The organism is Actibacterium atlanticum (assembly GCF_000671395.1).
Lineage (GTDB): Bacteria > Pseudomonadota > Alphaproteobacteria > Rhodobacterales > Rhodobacteraceae > Actibacterium_D > Actibacterium_D atlanticum.
This window is the reverse complement of record NZ_AQQY01000004.1, coordinates 197,525-215,290: the sequence shown is the minus strand read 5'-3', so window position 1 is coordinate 215,290 and position 17,766 is coordinate 197,525. Positions and strand designations below refer to the sequence as shown.

The window sequence follows — 17,766 nt, the reverse complement described above, 5'->3', positions numbered from 1 at the left end:
CGCACGTCCTAATGTGTCTAAGCATGACACCTTGAAAGTTCAAGGATTTCGGGCAGGACGGGCCTTAAAAAGTAAGAAACGCGCCCCAGGGGGCGCGTTTCGGTTTTCTACAAAGTCGATCAGATCAGGCCTTTTTGGCGCCTTGTTTGATCGGCTTCCAAAGCTTTTTGTTGGTCAGGTACAGCAGCACCGACAGAACCGACAAGAACAGCACCGCAACAAAGCCCGCGCGCTGGCGCGCCATCATCTTGGGCTCGGCCGCCCACATCAGGAAGGCCGAAACGTCGACGGCTTCGTGGTGCAGATCGTTGGAGTGACCGTCGGCATACTCAACATCCTCACCGTACAGCGGCGGGGCCATTGCGATCCAGCCACCGGGGAAGGCGTCGTTGCCGTAGAACACGGTACCGGCTTCTTCTTTTTCCTTACCGTTATAGCTGGTCAGGATCGAAGCGATGTACTCTGCGCCACCCATGCCGTTGACCAGCTGCGAGATGCCGGTGCCCAGCGGGCCATGGAAGCCTGCACGCGCCTTCGCCATCAGCGACAGGTCAGGGGCGTTCGGGTCGTTCGACTCGGGGAAGAAGTCGGTCGGCTTAGCCGGGCGAAAATCTTCCAGTTCCTCGTCATAGGCTTCGAAGTTCTGCTCGGAGTAGGCGCGAACCTGATCTTCGGGCAGGTGCGGACCGCCTTCGTCAGCCAGGGTGCGCAGGGGCACGTACTTGAGGCCGTGGCAGGACGAGCAAACCTCGGTGTAGACCTGAAGGCCGCGCTGCAGCTGGTTCTGGTCAAACTTACCGAACGGGCCTTCGAACGAGAATTGCTCGTCGTGGACGTGGCCCGCGCCACCCGCGGCAAGCGCAGTGCCTGCCGAGAGTGTCAGAGCGGTCAGAGTCGAAAGGGCTAGCTTTTTGAACATTTGCTTGTTCCTCTCTCTCATTCGGCCGGGGTCGAGGCGGACGCGCCCGACTCGGCTTTGGCTTTGCCATAATGAGCGTTGAAGTCGTCTTCGATCGTGGCAACCGGGGTCTGCGGTTTCTCAATCACGCCCAACAGCGGCAGGATCACCAGGAAGTAGGCGAACCAGTAAGCCGAAGCGATCAGCGAGAAGGTTGCATAGGGCTCTTCAGCGGGCATGGCGCCCAGCCACATCAGCAACATGAAGTCCAGAAGCAGCAGGTAGAACCACCACTTGAACATCGGGCGATAGCGGCCCGAACGTACCGACGAAGTGTCCAACCACGGTGCCAGAGCCATCACTGCGATGGCGCCGAACATGGCCAGCACGCCGAAGAACTTAGCGTCGATGATGCCACCGGTCACAAAGGATGCGAACTGAACAATCCAGACTTCCGAGGTGAAGGCACGCAGGATCGCGTAGAACGGCAGGAAGTACCATTCAGGCACGATGTGTGCGGGCGTCGCCAGCGGGTTTGCCTCGATGTAGTTATCGGGGTGGCCCAGGTAGTTCGGCATAAAGCCGACGATGGCGAAGAACACAGCCAGAATAACGGCCAGCGCGAACACGTCCTTGATCACGTAGTACGGGAAGAAGGGAACAGTGTCTTTCTCGGCTTCTGCTTTCGAGCCACGGCGCACTTCAACACCCGAGGGGTTGTTGTTGCCGGTGTTGTGGAAGGCCCAGATGTGAACGACAACCAGGGCGGCGATCACGAAAGGCAGCAGATAGTGCAGCGAGAAGAAGCGGTTCAGCGTGGCGTTGTCCACCGCCGGGCCGCCCAGCAGCCAGGTTTGCAGCGCGTCGCCGATAAACGGGATCGCACCAAACAGGCCGGTGATCACGGTTGCACCCCAGAACGACATCTGACCCCAGGGCAGAACATAGCCCATGAAAGCAGTGCCCATCATGCACAGATAGATCAGCATGCCGATGATCCATGTGATTTCACGGGGCGATTTGTACGAGCCATAGAACAGGCCGCGGAAGATGTGCAGATACACAGCAACAAAGAACAGCGAGGCGCCGTTCATGTGCAGGTAACGGATCATGTGACCCGCGTTCACGTCACGCATGATGTGCTCGACCGAGGCAAAGGCCAGGTCAACATGCGGGGTGTAGTGCATTGCAAGAATGATACCGGTGACAATTTGCAGGCCCAGGCAGAAAGCCAGGACGATGCCCCAGATCCACATCCAGTTCAGGTTCTTGGGCGTGGGGATCATCAGCGTGTCATATACCAGACCAACGATCGGCAGACGCTCATGAACCCATTTCTCGAAACCGGTTTTCGGTTCGTAATGATCGTGCGGAATACCAGACATAAGCCCCTCCCTTAACCCAGTTTGATCGTCGTTGCGTCGACGAATTCAGCGACCGGGATCCACAGGTTCTCGGGCGCGGGGCCTTTGCGGATTCGCCCGGCAGTGTCGTAGTGCGAACCGTGGCAGGGGCAGAACCACCCACCGAATTCACCAGCGCCATCCCCGATGGGCACGCAACCAAGGTGCGTACAAACGCCAACCATCACCAGCCACTCGCCGGCTTCATCCAGCGTGCGGTTTTGGTCATCCGCGTTCGTGTCGGGCTTGTTGGGGTTCTGCGACCCTTGGTCGATCGTCAGCTCGGCAGCCGAAACGGCACGCGCTGCTTCGATTTCTTCAGCCGTACGACGGCGAATGAAAATCGGTTTACCCAGGTACTTTACCGTCAGCTGCGAGCCCACGGCAACGTCAGCAACATCCACGCGGATCGAGCTGAGCGCCTGAACGTCGGCAGACGGGTTCATCTGGTTTACGAGCGGCCAGACGGCCGCACCGGTCGCTACTGCACCTGCGCCACCTGTGGCGTAGTACAGAAAATCGCGACGTGTGGTATCGTGAGTTTCACCTTGGGACACGAGACAACTCCCTTTCCTTGGCCCTTCTGCACCCCTCAGACAGAAGGCCTGAGACGCGCAATTGGCGCGGTTGTAACGACCTTCCCCCACATCGTCCAGCGATCAATAGACGCAGGTGCAGCAATTGTTGCCTGATAACGCCATCAATGACCCGCGCAGAGAGGAGCAGGCTCTTGAACACGGGAAATTCGCGCCTAATTAGCCGGGTTTGCTGCGTTAAATCCGCGAATCCCTTCGAATCTGGATTACGCGCCAAGTGTGTTGGGGAACCACGTGGCCGGATCACCGTTCTGCCAGCGGGGATACTTGCCCATAATGGTCAAAAACCGGGGCGATGCGATGAATGTTTCCAGCCAGCGCGACAGGTTTGTCCAGGGCTGAGCATCGAACCAGTTTTTATCTGTCATGGCATATTGGCGCACGAAAGTGATTGTCGCCATATCGGCCAATGTAGGTGCGTCACCGAAAAGCCAATCCTGCCCGTTGAGCCGGGCGTCAAACCCACGCAACACATTAGCGGCGATCTGGCGCTGTTCCATAGGGTCCAGTTCCGGGTGTCGCGAGGCGTATTTATACCGATCCAGCGCCAATTTGAACGGGCCTTCGATCTGGTCGATCAGCACGTGGCCTTCGGCGGGCATGTCCAGCCAATGCTCGGGGTCATTCCGATTTAGGGCCCACAGCATAATGTCCCGGCTTTCGTCGATCACCTGATCGCCGACCACCAGAACCGGCACCGTTGCCTTGGGTGACGCTGCAATCAGTTCGGCGGGCTTGTCACGCAACACAACCTCGCGCAGCTCACAGGTGATGCCCGCGCTGACCAAAGCCAGACGGGCGCGCATCGCATAGGGGCAGCGGCGGAAGGAATAGAGGATCGGGGTCATACGCCATCGCTATGGTATTATGCGGCCAACATCCAGACCGGTTTGGACCAGATGCCAAACGCCCAAATGCGTTTGGGCGGTGCTTACCGACGATCGTTTACCTAATTGTAGTGAAACTCGATCTTAACAGGCGCCTGACGAATGGTCAGTGTGACGTTGCCCACAGGTTGGTAAAGCAATCCGCTTCCGTCCCCCAAGCGCGACGAGACAACCTCAAAAACAAACCCGCTTGGGGTGAATGTTGTCCCTGACCATGCCTGACCCGATTTGTCGCTTGTCGTCACAAAGCCAAAGACCTGTTCAACAGCATTCTCGGCTTCATTGTGAATGTTTTCCCGGTCGGACACAGTGGCGTAGATGGCGCAAGAAGCCGTCTTGGTGCCATTATCGTTTACAAACATCTGACGCACGCCCGTCATGCCGTTCGGGCCATCGTAAACAACTGTTTTGGGCCCCGGCCCCTTGCGGCCCGCTCTTTGAAACGCGTCACTGCTGCCGAGCGCCGTGGACAAATCCTGCCCCTTTGCTGGGGGCGCGAGGCAGGTGTTGGCAAATACCTGGGCAGCCGTTTTCGCGGTTACGATTTCGTCTGGGTCGGTTGCTACGCCACCGCCTTCCATACAGGCGGATGTGGTAAGAAAAATGAGCAAGGCGGTAATTTTTTGCATAAGGCATTCACGAATAGACAATGGTCTAAGTGTTCAAGACAAACAGACCTAAGTCAACGCTATTAAAAGGCGTTTTTCATCAGTTCGGCCAGTGCGGCCAGCTCTGTCCCGATGGGGCTTTGCGCGATTTGCGTGGCGGCGTTTTGGCGGGCTTCGGCGGTCTTGTTCTGGTTCAGCTTCCAGGTGCCATCCACTGTTTCAATGGTCAGTCGGGCAGGCACGATCATGCGCAGCAGTTTGTCCAACGCGGGTTGGCTGACCTTTTCGGTTTTCCAGATGGGTTTGGGGGCCAGCTGAGCCTCGAACTGGTCGGACAGTTGTTGCAGATGCGGGAGCAACGTTTCTTGCGGGCGCAGTTCCAAAGTGCCGCGCAGATGCACGGCGACGTAGTTCCATGTCGGCACCTGATCGTCGACCTCGTACCAATCGGGCGACACGTACCCATCTGGCCCACTGACCGCCAACACGGCAGCGCCGCCGCCCATCCGGGCGATGGGGTTTGACCGCACCAGATGCAGGTCGGCCTGCGTGCCCTCGGCGTTCAGGATAAACGGCACATGAGAGATCAGCGGGGCGGGGTCGCTGTTGATGGACAGCACGCCAAAGCCACGCTGGCGCGCAAAGGCCAGATTGCGCTGGGGTTCGGTTTTGCGAAAGGCGGGGTTGGGGTGCATCAGAGCCTCTTATGCCACAAGCTGCGCGCCTTTGATCCCGGTGATCTGCGCCTCGACAATCTGCCCCTCAACCTGCGGGCTGTCAAAGCTGACCTCAGTAAACTGCGCGGTGCGGCCCATATGGGGGTTTTCCAAAAGCACCTGATGGGTCAGCCCCACCTGCGCGGCCAGATGCTGTTGCACCTGCGCGTCGCCTGCGGCGCGCAGTTTGGCGGCGCGGGCTTTGATGATGTTGCCGTTTACCTGATCGGGGATGCGCGCCGCCGGGGTGCCCTCGCGTTTTGAATACGGGAACACATGCAGCCAGGTCAGATCGCAGTCGGTGACCAGTTTCAGGCTGTTGTCGAACATCGCGTCGGTTTCCGTGGGGAAGCCCGCGATGATATCGGCGCCAAAGGTCATATCGGGGCGCAGCTTTCGCGCCTCTTGGCAGAACGCAATTGCATCATCCCGCAGGTGGCGGCGTTTCATCCGTTTCAGGATCATATCGTCGCCCGACTGCAAGGAGAGGTGCAGATGGGGCATCAAACGAGGCTCGGTCGCGATGGCTTGCATCAGGTTCTCATCGGCCTCGATGCTATCAATCGAGCTGATCCGCAGGCGCGGCAGGTCGGGCACCAACCTCAGTATGCGCATGACCAGATCGCCCAAACGCGGTTCGCCGGGCAGGTCCGCGCCCCAGCTGGTCAGATCAACGCCGGTCAGCACCACCTCATTATAGCCGCGATCCACAAGGCGTTTGATTTGGTCAACCACAACGCCCGCCGCGACCGAGCGCGAATTGCCCCGGCCATAAGGAATAATGCAGAACGTGCAGCGGTGATCACAGCCGTTTTGCACCTGCACATAAGCGCGGGAGCGGGTGCCGAAGCCGTCAATCAGATGGCCGGCGGTTTCGGTGACTGACATGATGTCGTCCACCTGCACCTTTTCCGCGTCGCCGATGAAATCGGGGCCTTTGGCCATGCGCTGCCATGTGTCGGCCTGCATTTTCTCAGTGTTGCCGATGACCATATCGACCTCGTCCATCGACGAAAAGGTCGCAGGTTCGGTTTGGGCGGCGCAGCCGGTGACGATCAGCGTGGCATCGGGGTTGTCGCGGCGCAGTTTGCGGATTTCCTGACGGGCTTTGCGGACGGCCTCGGCGGTGACGGCGCAGGTGTTCACCACCACGGCGTTCTCCACGCCCGCCTGCGCCGACAGCTCTTTCATCGCCTCGGTCTCATAAGCGTTCAGGCGACAGCCCAGCGTGGTGAATTTGGGTGGCTGGGTCATTGCGCGGCTGCGATAAACGCGGGCGTCAGAACACCATCGGCCACATGCATGGTGGCGCCGGTCATCCAAACGCCATCCTCGCGCCAGTCGATCCAGATCGTGCCGCCATCCAGCTCAATGCGCACCTTGCGCCCGGTCTGCCCGCGCCGCGCAGCGGCGACCGCCGTGGCGCAAGACGATGAGCCCGAGGCCAGCGTCACACCCACGCCCCGCTCCCACACCCGCATCCGCAGATGGTCGGGGCCAATCAGGCTGGCGAACTGCACATTGGTGCGTTCGGGGAAAAGCGGGTGGTGTTCGATTTCGGCGCCGCGGGCCTCCAGGTCGACCGCCTCGGCGTCATCCACGAAAAAGGTGCAATGCGGGTTGCCCATGCCGGTGGCCGTGGGACTGCCCTCGATCGGCAGCTCCAGCGTGTCCATTTCATGCGACAGAGGCACCTGATCCCAGTGCAGCAAAGGGGCCCCCATATTGACGCGGGTCAGACCATCGCCGGCCTCCTCGGCCCGTAGAAACCCGCGCTCTGTTTCCAGCGTCAGGGCGTCCCGGCCGGTTTCATTCATCAGATGCCGTGCGATACAGCGGGTGGCGTTGCCACAGGCCGCAGATTGCGAGCCATCAGAGTTATAGAACACCAGCCGCGCATCGGCGTTCTGTGCGGGCTCAATGGTTGCCAGCTGATCGAATCCCACGCCCATGCGACGATCGGCAATCGCCTGCACCAGCGCATCCGTCAGCGCCACGGCATCCGTGCGCTGGTCGATGACAACGAAGTCATTGCCAAGCCCGTGCATTTTCATGAAGGGCAGGCCGGTTTGGGCGGTCGTCTTAAGCATGGGGCGGCATATAAACCCGCTTGCGCGCAGAATCCAGACAATCCGGTGTCAGGTTCGCGCGCGCAGTTGTTTCGAGGCAAAGTTGATGAACTCTCGTACCCTTTGCGGGTCGGTCCGGTTGGGCCAGCGTAGCAGATTAACCGGGATCGTGGTGTCATCGAATTCAGTCAGCACGGGGATCAGTTCTCCGGCGTCGATCTGCGCTTGCGCCTGATAGGCCAGCACCCGGGTGATCCCCAGCCCGGCTACGGCGGATTCTATCGCGGCTTCTGCGGTGTTGACCGACAGGCGCGGTTGCAGGCGGATCGCCTTTTGCCCATGCGCTTGGCTCTTATAGACCCAACGTGCGCCGCTGGGCCGTCCGGTGAACATGATCAGGTCATGCGAGGGCAGGTCCTGAACCTGCAGCGGCGTGCCGCGTTCCTTAAGATAATTTGGCGCAGCGCAGGTGATCAGGGATTGCGTACCAACGTGGGTGGCCAGATGCGCAGAATCGGGCAGATGGCCAATACGCAAAGCCACATCTATGCCTTCGTCCAGCATATCCACCTGCCGGTCCAGCAGCATCAGTTTGGCCGAGATCTTGGGGTATTGCCGCAAAAACAGGTTGATGACGGGCAGAACATGCAGCCGCCCAAAGGCCACCGGGGCGGTCACCACGATTTCACCGGACAGTTCTGTGGCTTGCCCGGTTAGCTGCAGTTCGGCCTGTTCCAGATCGTCCAGCAACAGTTTGCACACGGTCAGGTAATTCCGTCCCTCGGCGGTCAGGGCCATTTGCCTTGTGGTGCGATGAATCAGAGAGCAGCCAAGCTCGGCCTCAAGCTGCGTCAACAGGCGGCTGACGTTGGTAAGGGGCTCACCCATCTGCCGCGCGGCCGCGGACAGGCTGTCAGACTGGGCAACTTTGACAAAAACTTTGATCGCGCGAAGCTTGTCCATTTTTATCTTTCCGATTTTAGGAAAGATCATAATCAAAAATGCCACCTACCGACAATATCACTTGCCGGGCAGACTGTTTGGGACAAGGGCGACATTGGGTGTCGCCTCGAAACGGAGGAGGCCCTAGGGGCTATGGAACTTTACGATCTCGAACTGTCTGGCAACTGCTATAAGGTGCGACTGTTTCTGTCGCTGATCCAGAAAGACTACACCCTGATTCCGGTGGATTTTCTGGATGGCGAGCACACCCGCCCCCCCCTGAGCGACATGAACCCGTTCAAGGAAATTCCAATCCTAAGCGATGGTGATCTGACCCTGCGCGATTCGCAGGCCATCCTGATCTATCTGGCCCGCAAATATGGTGGGGAAGCCTGGTTGCCGACCGAAGCCGGCGCTCAGGCGCAGGTGATGGAATGGCTGATGATGGCCGAGAACGAAATTGCGCGCGGCCCAAATGACGCCCGTTTGCATGACAAATTCGGGTTCAAGCTGGATCAGGCATTGGCGGTGAAGAAGGCGCAACGCGTGCTGGCGTTGCTTGAAGCGCGCTTAGAAAGCCGCGACTGGCTGGCGCTGGACCGCCCGACCATCGCGGACATTGCCTGCTTCCCCTATGTGGCGCTGGGCCACGAAGGTGGTGTCCCGGTTGGCGATCACCCCAATGTTGCGGCGTGGATCGACCGGATCAAAGCGCTGGATAACTTCATCACGATGCCGGAACTCTGATGGCGTTTCGGGTTACATCCTATGAACATGTGGGCATCCGGGTCACTGACCGGGATGTCGCCCGCAAGTTCTATGAATTGCTCGGCTGGGAAGAGGTCATTGACCTGCCAAAGTATCATGCCAACGAAATGCGCAATGCCGATGGGGTTTATATCAACCTGATCTTCAACGGCGCCAAACGCCCGGATGATCGCAACATCCTGCAGGATGAACCGATCAAATGGCCCGGTGTTACCCATGCGGCCTTTGTTGTCGAAGACATGGATGATCTGCTGCTGAAGCTTGAACGCAATGGCATCGCGATTTCAGAAGGTCCGGTGATCTATAGCAACCGGCGCAGAGTTGTCTTTCTGCGCGACCCCGACGGAAATGTGCTTGAGTTTAACGAGTTGCTGCGCCCTTCTGTCTCTGCGCGTTGAAGGTCTTTCCGCGCCTATGTCTTCCGTCCGGGCGCGGAAACCAAGGATTTCTCGGAACTGATTTAAGAAGCATAGCTAGACTAAGAGGGTCCTATCGTGCCTCTTTGAGTAGACCGATTTCAATGCTGTTAAATTAGTTTCGAGAGCAGTCGTCCGCTGCTTGATTCTTGGAGGAAGTTCGGGTCTCCTCGTTGTGTTTTAGTCTCACACACACAAGGGATTTCACGAGGTGCCTTCAATTATTGATAGAGAGCTTAGAGAAACCATAATGCGTGGGCCTCGGCTTAAAACTGAACAAGCAAACAGGCACATCGATCAAATCGTCGAAATGTCGGAACGACTTCCCAGCGATTTCTATGAGTTAAGACAAACAGAGCGTTTTGAGACTGGATACCCCGGTGGACCGAGTGTCTTTTATGGACTTGAGTATGAACCATCGAAACCAATTCCAGAGCAATTTGCGCTCATTGTTGGTGAGGCTTTGCACAACTTTCGGTCTGCGCTGGATCACTTGGCTTCCGCCATCATTCGCACGAAGATTAAAGAAGCTAGATGCCACTTTCCTGTCAATGAAAGTCGAGAAAACGCAGTAAATCACGGTGATCTGAAAAATATGGAAGACGCACTGCCCGGCTCCAACGAACTTTTTTGCAATACTATAAGACCTGAAAATGATGTTGGGGATCACTTGTGGTACTTCGGGCAGTTAAACAATGACGATAAGCACAACCTTATCATTCCCACTGTCACCTTTGCCGATATCAAGTTCAGGAAGATATCAATTGGAAACCAGCAACTGCACGACGCCGCTGTCGGTGGCGACGCTAGCAAGACCATGCGGCTTATTGCTTCCAGCGTCAAACCGTCGTTTGACGGCGAACCAATTGTCTCAGTTGAAGTAAGCTTCGGTCCAGACGCTGGCCCCTTTGCAGGGAAGCCTGTCGCCCAAGTCTTGCGCGAAGTCGGCGAAAAGGTCGTTTCGACCCTCGATGAATTCGATAATTTGATGTCAAGGTAAGCCAGCGTGTAGCGGTATCGTTGTGAATCAAATCTACGAAAATAGAATCCTGCATTAAGTTCAGAAAAACCTTACAATTGGGGTTGACCCCCCTGCGCGGTTTTCCTACTTAGCGGGCCTCAAGTGGGCCGTTAGCTCAGCTGGTAGAGCAACTGACTTTTAATCAGTAGGTCGATGGTTCGAACCCATCACGGCTCACCACTTGAACAAAAGTGACGAATGACACCTGATCGTTCCTTTACGACAGGTTTCTGTCCTCTCGAGGACAGTGCCGACCCGAAAGGACGAAAGCTCGGAACGTGCGAATTGTGCTCATTCCGGGGGGCTATGCTCCTAATCCTTAAAGACATAGTCCCTATGCCACTCGAGAAATACTCGATGTTTTGCGTTCAATTTGATAGGCGTTTCATAATGCAGCTGTGATTGCGCCAACTTACATAAGCGTTCCGAGAAGATCGGGATACCCTCAGGATCAAAGGTCACGAGACCGTTGTCGAATGCGGCATCCCAGAGAGCCGAAAGAAGAAAGCCATTGTGGACATCCAGACGCTCTGCGTCGTTTTCACAGTCGCGCCATGGCTTGATGTGAGAGGCACGGAGAAGCGGCTTGTCGACAATCCCGGTCAGAGGGCATCGCCCCCGCCAGTATTTGATCAGACGCTCACGAAAGATGTTCTGGCCGACACGCTGGACCACAAGGCGTTCCGCTTCTGTAGTCGACGGCAAGTTTTGCGTGCGGTGAAGGAACTCTTGAAGTGGTGCATCAGGAAGACTTACAGCAAGCTCATAAACCCTTGGCATCACGGCATAGAGCGGTGCCAGTGAGGCAAATCGGAAACGTGCGAGGCCAGGTCCTGCGGCATCGGACGTTTCAATTCCAATCTCTGCGATAATACCGGCGTGATCTAACGCGAGGAGCCACGCGCCAGAAGTCTCCCGCCCGAGCCAGACCGACCCCTGCGCGGTCGTCGAACTGTACCGCTGCCAGCCATCGACTTCGCCATGGGGGCGTCGGAAGCCGTTCTGGTACATGACCTTCTCGCACTCCTGACGGGTAACGAAGGATTGAGGTTTCTCGATCATCAAAAGTCCATCGCAAACAGCCGAGCCTCAGGAGGAGTCGATGACAGTTTCAGCCTTAGTGCATGATGATCGGCAGTGATTTGTGGCGGGGCGGTGGTTGTAGTGATAATATACTGAAATGGCGGCGGGCTTGCCTTTTCTTCCAAGCTCAACGCGAAATCAAAGAGGTTTGAGTAAATGCCGGCGTCAAGGTCCGCTTCACGCGGACTGTCGTGGATAAGGAAAGATGGTAGTTCAGCCTTTCCGTTTACAGAAAGGATCATGGCTGCGAGGTCAAAAGCTACGATTTTGAACGACTCTACTGCCGCCGTTGAAAGCCCTGCGCCACGATCGAGCAATATCTCGGGATGAAGGCCGTTGCCGTCTAGCTTCAATTTCCCAGTACAACCATTGGGCATCAGTGTCGTAACGAGCTGTCGAAAGTATGTTTCCAGATCACCTATTGTTGCCGTAGCGCGCTCTCGTTCCAAACCCATCTTTTGCCGCTGGCCTTCGAGCATCATATCAACGCCAGCCAAACTTTGAGTGATTCCGACGCGCTTGCCTAACTGGCGGTCGAACCAGCTAGCTTCTCTCACCAGGTCCTGCGCGTAGTTGATAGCCCGGTTGGCGTCAGAGACCTGCTGTTCGAGTTGAGAGAAAGATTCGTCAATTTTGGAAATCTCACCATCCAATCGAGCGATTTCCCGATCGAGTTTTTCGATTTCTCCCGGCAGCGCCAGTATCTGACGCTCCAGCTCAGCTACATTTTTCTCGGTTTGTTCAATCCGCGCTCTTACCTCGTCAAGGTTGCATCGCTGCAATGATACCCCGCATCCTTTGGCCTTCACTTCATCGATGCTGACATGGCAAATTGCGCAACGGACAATAACGCCGGTCTCAAGTCTCGCTTGCTCGGTTCCCTGTTCGGCGCGAGCAGCGGCAATCTGACTCGGCAGGCTGTTCAAAGTGGCTTTCTTTTCTGCCCTTTCGTCGCTGCTTTTGTTCCGTTCGGATTGCAGAGTGTTTCGCTTGGCACGCAGAGCGTCGCCGGGGCGATTGCCCTTTGAGTGCTCGGTGCCGAGGGCCTTCGCAAGCTCTTCATGCGCCTTGTCGATCAACTCCTTTCGAACGACCTCTTCAGTCGGATCACGGTCTTTGGGGTATGAAAGGCGCTCACAAAGCTCGTAGAACCTTTGACTTTGGAACCAGTCGAGATGACCAAGCTTCTCACGCAGACTATCGCGCTCGCGTGTATGCGCTCTGGCCTGCTTCGTGGCTTGAACCTCGTCCGCGGAGAGCGCGCCGATGGCCAGGCGCACGACAGTCAGCCTTGTCTCAAGTGAAAGCTCCTGTGCAGGTGATCCCGAACCGGACCGCTTAGAACGCCAATCGAAAACATCATCCAGACGGCATTCCTGATCGCGGGTGAGCCAAGCCAGCAGGACGTCCCAGACTTGCTCTGCCTTCAAGTTGTCCGGAACCTGATCTCGATACCGGGCACAAAATCTGTCGGAGATCACCGGCGCGATCGTTGGAGGTTCAGTGCCGACCAGAAGCTGGTCAAATGTCTCCTCGATCCGTTCTGCGCGGGTGGCGCGGGATGGCAGGTTTATGCCAATCGGACGGGTGACCACCCAACACTCGCCATCAACGATGACTTCGGCGCCAACAAAGCCGTTGGGCAATTTTTGCTGCATGAGCGGGCGCTGTTCATCGTTTGCGAACGTTCGCTCGCCCAAGCAATATCGGATCAGACGGCAGAACGTGGTCTTGCCGCTGCCGTGAGGGGTGGCACCTGTTTCGTTCATTGAAAGATCAGGCGACCAGATGATGTTGACTCCACGCCGAAGCTCGATGTCGCGCAGCAGGCTCTGAGGATCCTGCCAGAGCGCCAGGCGCCGAACCCACAGGCGCGGCCCTTGCTGCCCTTCCGGCAGGTTGAATTCAATCTCAGACGGGTGAAACAGGTCACGCTGCAAGATTGCCCTCCCGAATAAAGGGCAGAACTTCGGCCGAAACTTGCGTCAGTCCATGCTCCAGATCCACACCTTCCAGCCTCGTCCATGCAAAGATTGCGCGGCCGACTGCAGGATCGCTTGCATTCAGAGTCGATCGATCAAGCTTCGAACCCGCACTCCATTGTGTGCCGTCGGATGAGACATCCAACACCGCAGAGGAAACAAGTTCATTGAAGGCCGCGCCCCATGCTGAATTCGTTGGCGGCACAAGCTGAGTCAAGCCTGTCGAGTGCACCATGAGACGTTGCCACTCTCGGCGATCCGCTTCCGACAGGAACCCATCCAGCAGAGCGGGCTGAAGGCAAGCTAGCGCGGCCAGACGGACTCGACGGACATCGGAGGGTTCCGGCAGGATACCCACCATCGCCCGAAGCTGGGCCCGAACCCTATCTCGCTCATCGATTCCTTGAGGCCACGCCCAAACTGCATCCTGATACTGGTCAAGCGGAGAAGGCTCGATTTGTTGGGCGACGGCTGTTGCTCCGTCAGCCATGCCGAGAGCGGCAAACGTGCCATCCTGCTCCATCCGGTCCCAGGCTTCTAGGACGAGGCGGCGGGTGCGGTATTCGCCGTGTTGACGGATTTCCTTTTCCTTGAGGACGCGGAAGGTTTCCGAGGGGTAGTCGGGGCCCTTCACGTCGGCGGGGTCAAGGATGTAGCGCAGCTCGTCGCGGGTCAGGCCGTAGGCGCGGGCGTAGAAGGCGTCGAGATCGGCGCGCAGATTGGCGCGGCGGTCCTCGTCCCAGACGAATGGCGGGCCGTCATGGCCCAGATCGCGGGCGAAGGGGGCGAGACTGTGCGATGTGTAAGTGAGTTCCTGCACCTTCGGGGTGATGAAGGCCAGGCGGGGTTCGGTGTAGAAATCTGGAGGGAGAATTGGAAGTTGCTTGAGAATCGTGAAGGTCATATGGGCACCAGTTAGCGATTGGCGCGCAACGTAGTCGACAACCATCGAGTTCATGTTCGCTAGCAGGAGATGCCCAGGTTTGGAGTTATCGAAACCTAGCACGGGAAGATTGCGCGCAGCGGGCCTCCTCGGGATAGCTGAGGCAATCAATGTTCTGTTATCGTTTGATCGGGCAATGTCACGATATGCCAAGAACCATTTTTTCTTGAATTCGGTTCTGGCCGCTAGGGAGTCAAAAAATTTCGAGCCAATCCAATAACGGGGCTTGAACTCATAATCTGATTCACGTTCGCTCAGGGACGTAAGTTCCACTCCGTCGGAACCTTCGGCTCGAGCATAACGGTGATCAAATTGATGGACGTATTTGCTCTCATAGACGGGTCGAAGCACCTCTAATTTTTTGTTCCAGTCAGCTCCGCTAGGTTCGAAACCTTCTGATGCTGCACGTTCCGCTGTATACAATTCTGACGAATGATCGCCGTAGTCGATCAATCTGATGTAGTAAGCGCCCCAAGAATTGCCGATATCAGGTTTTCCCTCATCAATCAGAACCCCAGAGTTCAAGTATATCTTCGCTGTCAGTTCCGCATCTGAACGGGAGCGGAATACAGGCGCGGTCTTAGAGTTCGGATTGATCGCAGCAATGTCGGCGGGCGATAGGGTGAAGTTGCGCTCGGGTTCGGCCAGCTGCGTGGGCTCGGTCAGGAAAAAGGCAAAATGAGCGGCGGGCTCGTCATGGCCTATGGTCAGGAGAGCGAACTTAAAGCTGCGGTGAACACTCGGGAAGATAGGCTTCGAGTTTTCGAAGTCTACCAGTCGCGCCAGCCGCTTGCACTTCACCAAATGTGCAAAGAAAGGGGCCGTGGTGGCATCTGTGGCAATGCCCGTTGGAACGATCACCCCAGCCCGTTGCCGCGCGAGATCAGCGAAAAGTTCGGCGAACAGAGCGTAGGTGTTCACATCGCCCCGCCCGGTCAGGGCAAAGCGCCCACCATCATCATTTGCAACACGGACAAATTCGCCAATCGCCTCCGACTCTCGCTTCGCCCGGACAAAACCATCGAATAGCGCGCGGTCAGCGGTCCCGGGTTCGGAATTTTCCAGCGCCTTGATCAGCCGGTCGCGTGCAGCCTTGTTACGGGCACTCGCTATTTCGGGCGAACGTGAGGCAAAGAACTCCTTCTCCTGCAGCTTAATCCGCTCCCATGGCGGGTTGCCAAGAACAACGTTGAAACCTCCGCGCGCGATGATGTCGGGAAACTCGAGCGGCCAATGCAGCGCCCGCGCCTGCGTCGCCGCCTTCGCGTTCGCCATGATGGGCTTGCGGCCTTTGCCCTGACCAACCGCCAGCCAGACATCCTGCGAGGTCGGCACGGTCCGTTCGGAATCGCCGTTTGGCACTTCTCCGCTCTTCGGCAACAGAAACGCGGCCGCATAAAGGTTGCAGCCCATCCGCGCCCGCAGGAAGGCGTCCTGCTTGCGGAGGGACCGGTACGCCTTTGCCTTGGCCTCCACATCGTCAACGGTGTCCTCCGGCAGGTCGCGCAGGTCGGAGAACTCGGCCGAGAGCGGCGCGGTGGGCAGATCGGACCGCCCACCGGTGAAATCAAACGTGCCCTGACCTTTCTTCGCGTCCTTGTTGGCGCGGTCGTAGAACTTGGCGACGTCCTTGTCGTCGCCGGTCAGCGGCTTGTAGGCGGCATCGGGGATGCCGTCCTCCAACACTTTCAGGTCGAACACACCCAGCAGCGCGTCGCCGCAGCGGATCTGCGCGTCGAAGAAGCCGAGGGGAAGGCCGGGGTCCACTGTCTCGATCCAAAGCGCAACCTTGGTCAGCTCCACCGCCATCGGGTTGCGGTCTACCCCGTGGATGCAGCAGCGCGCAACATCGCGAAGGGCATGGCGGAAGTCGGCGAGCGAGGGCGTGCCCTCGGCCCGGATGCGCGCAAGGCGCGTGGCAATGCGGCGGGCGGCGGCCAGCAGGAAGTGACCCGAACCGCAAGCAGGGTCGATCACCGACAGCTTCAGCAGCGCCTTTGCGGGATCGTTCGCCTCGGCCTCGGTCTTGTCGAGCACGGGGTCGAGCGCGGTGTCGAGCAGCGCCTGAACGAGGCTGTCGGGCGTGTAGTAGGAGCCGGTGGTCTTGCGCTGGTTGCCCTTCTGCTCAGCCGCCTCGGAGGCGAAGCGCAGCGTCTTGCCGTCGTCGCCCAGCTGGGGCTGGAGTTCGAGAAGGGATTCGTAGACGGAGCCCAGTTCCTCGGTCTCCATCGCGCGCCAGTTGACGGGGACCATGCCGGTCTTGTCGGCGAGCCAGGAGAGGCGGTAGAGCGCCTCCATGAACGCCTTGTTGCGCAGGCGGGCGGTTTCGAGGTGGGGCAGACGGTCGTCTGCAAAGAGACCACCGAGCGCCGGAAGCGCAAGTGGTGGCTGGCCATGGGCGAGCGCCTTGAAGACGATCTTGACGCCTTCGTAGCGGTCATGGTGCTTGTCCCAGGTCACGGCCCGGTAGCACTGCTTGCGCAGGGCTGCGAGGGAGTATCCTTGGGCGTAGAGAGCGCGCGCGTCGGTCTTGGCGTTGGTGGGGTGCAGAAGGTTCCGATCCTCGGCCACCATGAGGAAGATCAGGCGGTACACGAGACGCAGGAGTTCGTTGAACCACTCGGTCAGGTTGACTTCGCCGGAGCGCAGTTTCGCGGCGAGGTCGGGGTTGGCCTCTAGGAAGCCCGAGCCGAGCAGTTTGAGAGCCAGCTGGACCTGACCGGCCAGGCGATCACGCGCGGCTTCGCCTTCCTTGGAGCCGACATCGCGCCAGCGTTCGAGAGGGCAATCGGTGGCCGGGGTATCTGCCGCGCCGAAGCGAGTGCGGTGGATCAGGAGCCAGAGCGCCGCGAAGGACGCGATGTCCTCGTTGGTGAACATCTGCGCCAGATCGGCCTCGATATAGGCGGGGCGGGTCAGAGAGGCATTATCGCGCATGAGGCGCAACTGCATCCCGTTGGTCACAATGCCCCAAAGGGCCTCGTCCCGATCATTCAGGTGGTCCTGAAGGGCGAAGGCGGGAGAGCGCGACCGGTCCGTCGAAAGCGTTGGGCTGCGGCGATCGAGCAGCTCGGACGGCGGGACGACGACGACAGGCACACGATCGGACGCGATCAGGGCGATCGGTGCCGCTGCCACCGCGAGGTCGGTGTATCCGAAGGTTTCTTTGAAGAAGTCCGCGATGAAACGTGAGGTTGCTACGGCCGAGGGGTGCTCGATCTTCGCAAAGGCGTCAAAATGCGATTGGCCTACGCGGAAAGCGGTGGCGATTTCCTCGCGGATCTGGAGACCTTTTCGAACCCCGTATTCCTCGGCGGATTGCTCGGGTGCCTGGCGCTGATCGATCTTGGCGATCATCGCAGGCGCGATCAGGTTGCCTTCGAGGCTTAGCGACGGCCATGCGGACATATCGGTAATTGGTTTGCGTGCCATGA

General features: G+C 58.2%; 15 protein-coding genes and 1 tRNA gene. 4 read left to right on the top strand and 12 right to left on the bottom strand.

Features of this window, described 5'->3' with window-relative positions; all coding sequences use genetic code 11:
- Positions 1 to 124: 124 nt before the first annotated feature.
- The 9 genes from ATO10_RS08265 to ATO10_RS08225 all read right to left on the bottom strand — a co-directional run bounded on the left by ATO10_RS08265 (position 125) and on the right by ATO10_RS08225 (position 8,140).
- Positions 125 to 919, bottom strand: coding sequence for a cytochrome c1 (locus ATO10_RS08265; protein WP_035250269.1), 795 nt, complete (start codon positions 917 to 919; stop codon positions 125 to 127).
- 17 nt (positions 920 to 936) lie between these two features.
- Positions 937 to 2,283, bottom strand: a complete 1,347-nt coding sequence (petB, locus tag ATO10_RS08260) for a cytochrome b (RefSeq protein WP_035250268.1) — start codon at positions 2,281 to 2,283, stop codon at positions 937 to 939.
- 11 nt (positions 2,284 to 2,294) lie between these two features.
- The gene (gene petA, locus ATO10_RS08255) at positions 2,295 to 2,858 is read right to left on the bottom strand and encodes a ubiquinol-cytochrome c reductase iron-sulfur subunit (protein WP_035250267.1); all 564 of its coding nucleotides are present in this window, start codon (positions 2,856 to 2,858) and stop codon (positions 2,295 to 2,297) included.
- Between the two features lie 245 nt (positions 2,859 to 3,103).
- On the bottom strand, positions 3,104 to 3,745 hold the full coding sequence (locus tag ATO10_RS08250; RefSeq protein ID WP_035250266.1) for a glutathione S-transferase: 642 nt from the start codon (positions 3,743 to 3,745) through the stop codon (positions 3,104 to 3,106).
- 101 nt (positions 3,746 to 3,846) lie between these two features.
- The gene (locus tag ATO10_RS08245) at positions 3,847 to 4,434 is read right to left on the bottom strand and encodes a hypothetical protein (RefSeq protein WP_155886725.1); all 588 of its coding nucleotides are present in this window, start codon (positions 4,432 to 4,434) and stop codon (positions 3,847 to 3,849) included.
- Positions 4,435 to 4,475: 41 nt separating this feature from the next.
- Entirely contained in the window at positions 4,476 to 5,087 is a 612-nt protein-coding gene (locus ATO10_RS08240) for an FMN-binding negative transcriptional regulator (protein ID WP_035250264.1), read from the bottom strand.
- Between the two features lie 9 nt (positions 5,088 to 5,096).
- Positions 5,097 to 6,362, bottom strand: coding sequence for a tRNA (N(6)-L-threonylcarbamoyladenosine(37)-C(2))-methylthiotransferase MtaB (mtaB, locus tag ATO10_RS08235; RefSeq protein ID WP_035250263.1), 1,266 nt, complete (start codon positions 6,360 to 6,362; stop codon positions 5,097 to 5,099).
- Entirely contained in the window at positions 6,359 to 7,198 is an 840-nt protein-coding gene (gene dapF, locus ATO10_RS08230) for a diaminopimelate epimerase (RefSeq protein WP_035250261.1), read from the bottom strand. The genes mtaB and dapF overlap by 4 nt, the downstream gene beginning before the upstream one ends.
- A gap of 48 nt (positions 7,199 to 7,246) precedes the next feature.
- Positions 7,247 to 8,140, bottom strand: coding sequence for a LysR family transcriptional regulator (locus ATO10_RS08225; RefSeq protein WP_035250259.1), 894 nt, complete (start codon positions 8,138 to 8,140; stop codon positions 7,247 to 7,249).
- Positions 8,141 to 8,272: 132 nt separating this feature from the next.
- On the opposite strand from ATO10_RS08225, the gene ATO10_RS08220 reads away from it, so the two are divergent.
- The 4 genes from ATO10_RS08220 (at position 8,273) to ATO10_RS08205 (ending at position 10,504) form a co-directional block, all read left to right on the top strand.
- Positions 8,273 to 8,866 carry a glutathione S-transferase family protein gene (locus ATO10_RS08220; protein ID WP_035250257.1) on the top strand — a complete coding sequence of 198 codons (594 nt, stop codon included), beginning with the start codon at positions 8,273 to 8,275 and terminating at the stop codon, positions 8,864 to 8,866.
- Positions 8,866 to 9,285, top strand: coding sequence for a VOC family protein (locus ATO10_RS08215; protein ID WP_035250255.1), 420 nt, complete (start codon positions 8,866 to 8,868; stop codon positions 9,283 to 9,285). The genes ATO10_RS08220 and ATO10_RS08215 overlap by 1 nt, the downstream gene beginning before the upstream one ends.
- Positions 9,286 to 9,514: 229 nt before the next feature.
- The gene (locus tag ATO10_RS08210) at positions 9,515 to 10,303 is read left to right on the top strand and encodes a hypothetical protein (RefSeq protein ID WP_155886724.1); all 789 of its coding nucleotides are present in this window, start codon (positions 9,515 to 9,517) and stop codon (positions 10,301 to 10,303) included.
- Between the two features lie 125 nt (positions 10,304 to 10,428).
- Positions 10,429 to 10,504: transfer RNA gene (locus ATO10_RS08205), tRNA-Lys, on the top strand.
- A gap of 132 nt (positions 10,505 to 10,636) precedes the next feature.
- Here the strand turns inward: ATO10_RS08205 and ATO10_RS08200 are convergent.
- Genes ATO10_RS08200 through ATO10_RS08190 form a run of 3 tightly spaced genes read right to left on the bottom strand, consistent with a single transcriptional unit; the run spans position 10,637 to position 17,764 of the window.
- A complete protein-coding gene (locus ATO10_RS08200) occupies positions 10,637 to 11,386 on the bottom strand; it encodes an HNH endonuclease (protein WP_035250252.1) in 750 nt (249 codons plus the stop codon).
- Positions 11,386 to 13,347 (bottom strand): chromosome segregation protein SMC, encoded by a 1,962-nt coding sequence (locus tag ATO10_RS08195; RefSeq protein WP_035250250.1) that lies wholly within the window; start codon positions 13,345 to 13,347, stop codon positions 11,386 to 11,388. Before ATO10_RS08195 ends, ATO10_RS08200 begins: the two co-directional genes overlap by 1 nt.
- Positions 13,337 to 17,764 carry an Eco57I restriction-modification methylase domain-containing protein gene (locus ATO10_RS08190; RefSeq protein ID WP_035250248.1) on the bottom strand — a complete coding sequence of 1,476 codons (4,428 nt, stop codon included), beginning with the start codon at positions 17,762 to 17,764 and terminating at the stop codon, positions 13,337 to 13,339. The genes ATO10_RS08195 and ATO10_RS08190 overlap by 11 nt, the downstream gene beginning before the upstream one ends.
- Between the last annotated feature and the right edge of the window lie 2 nt (positions 17,765 to 17,766).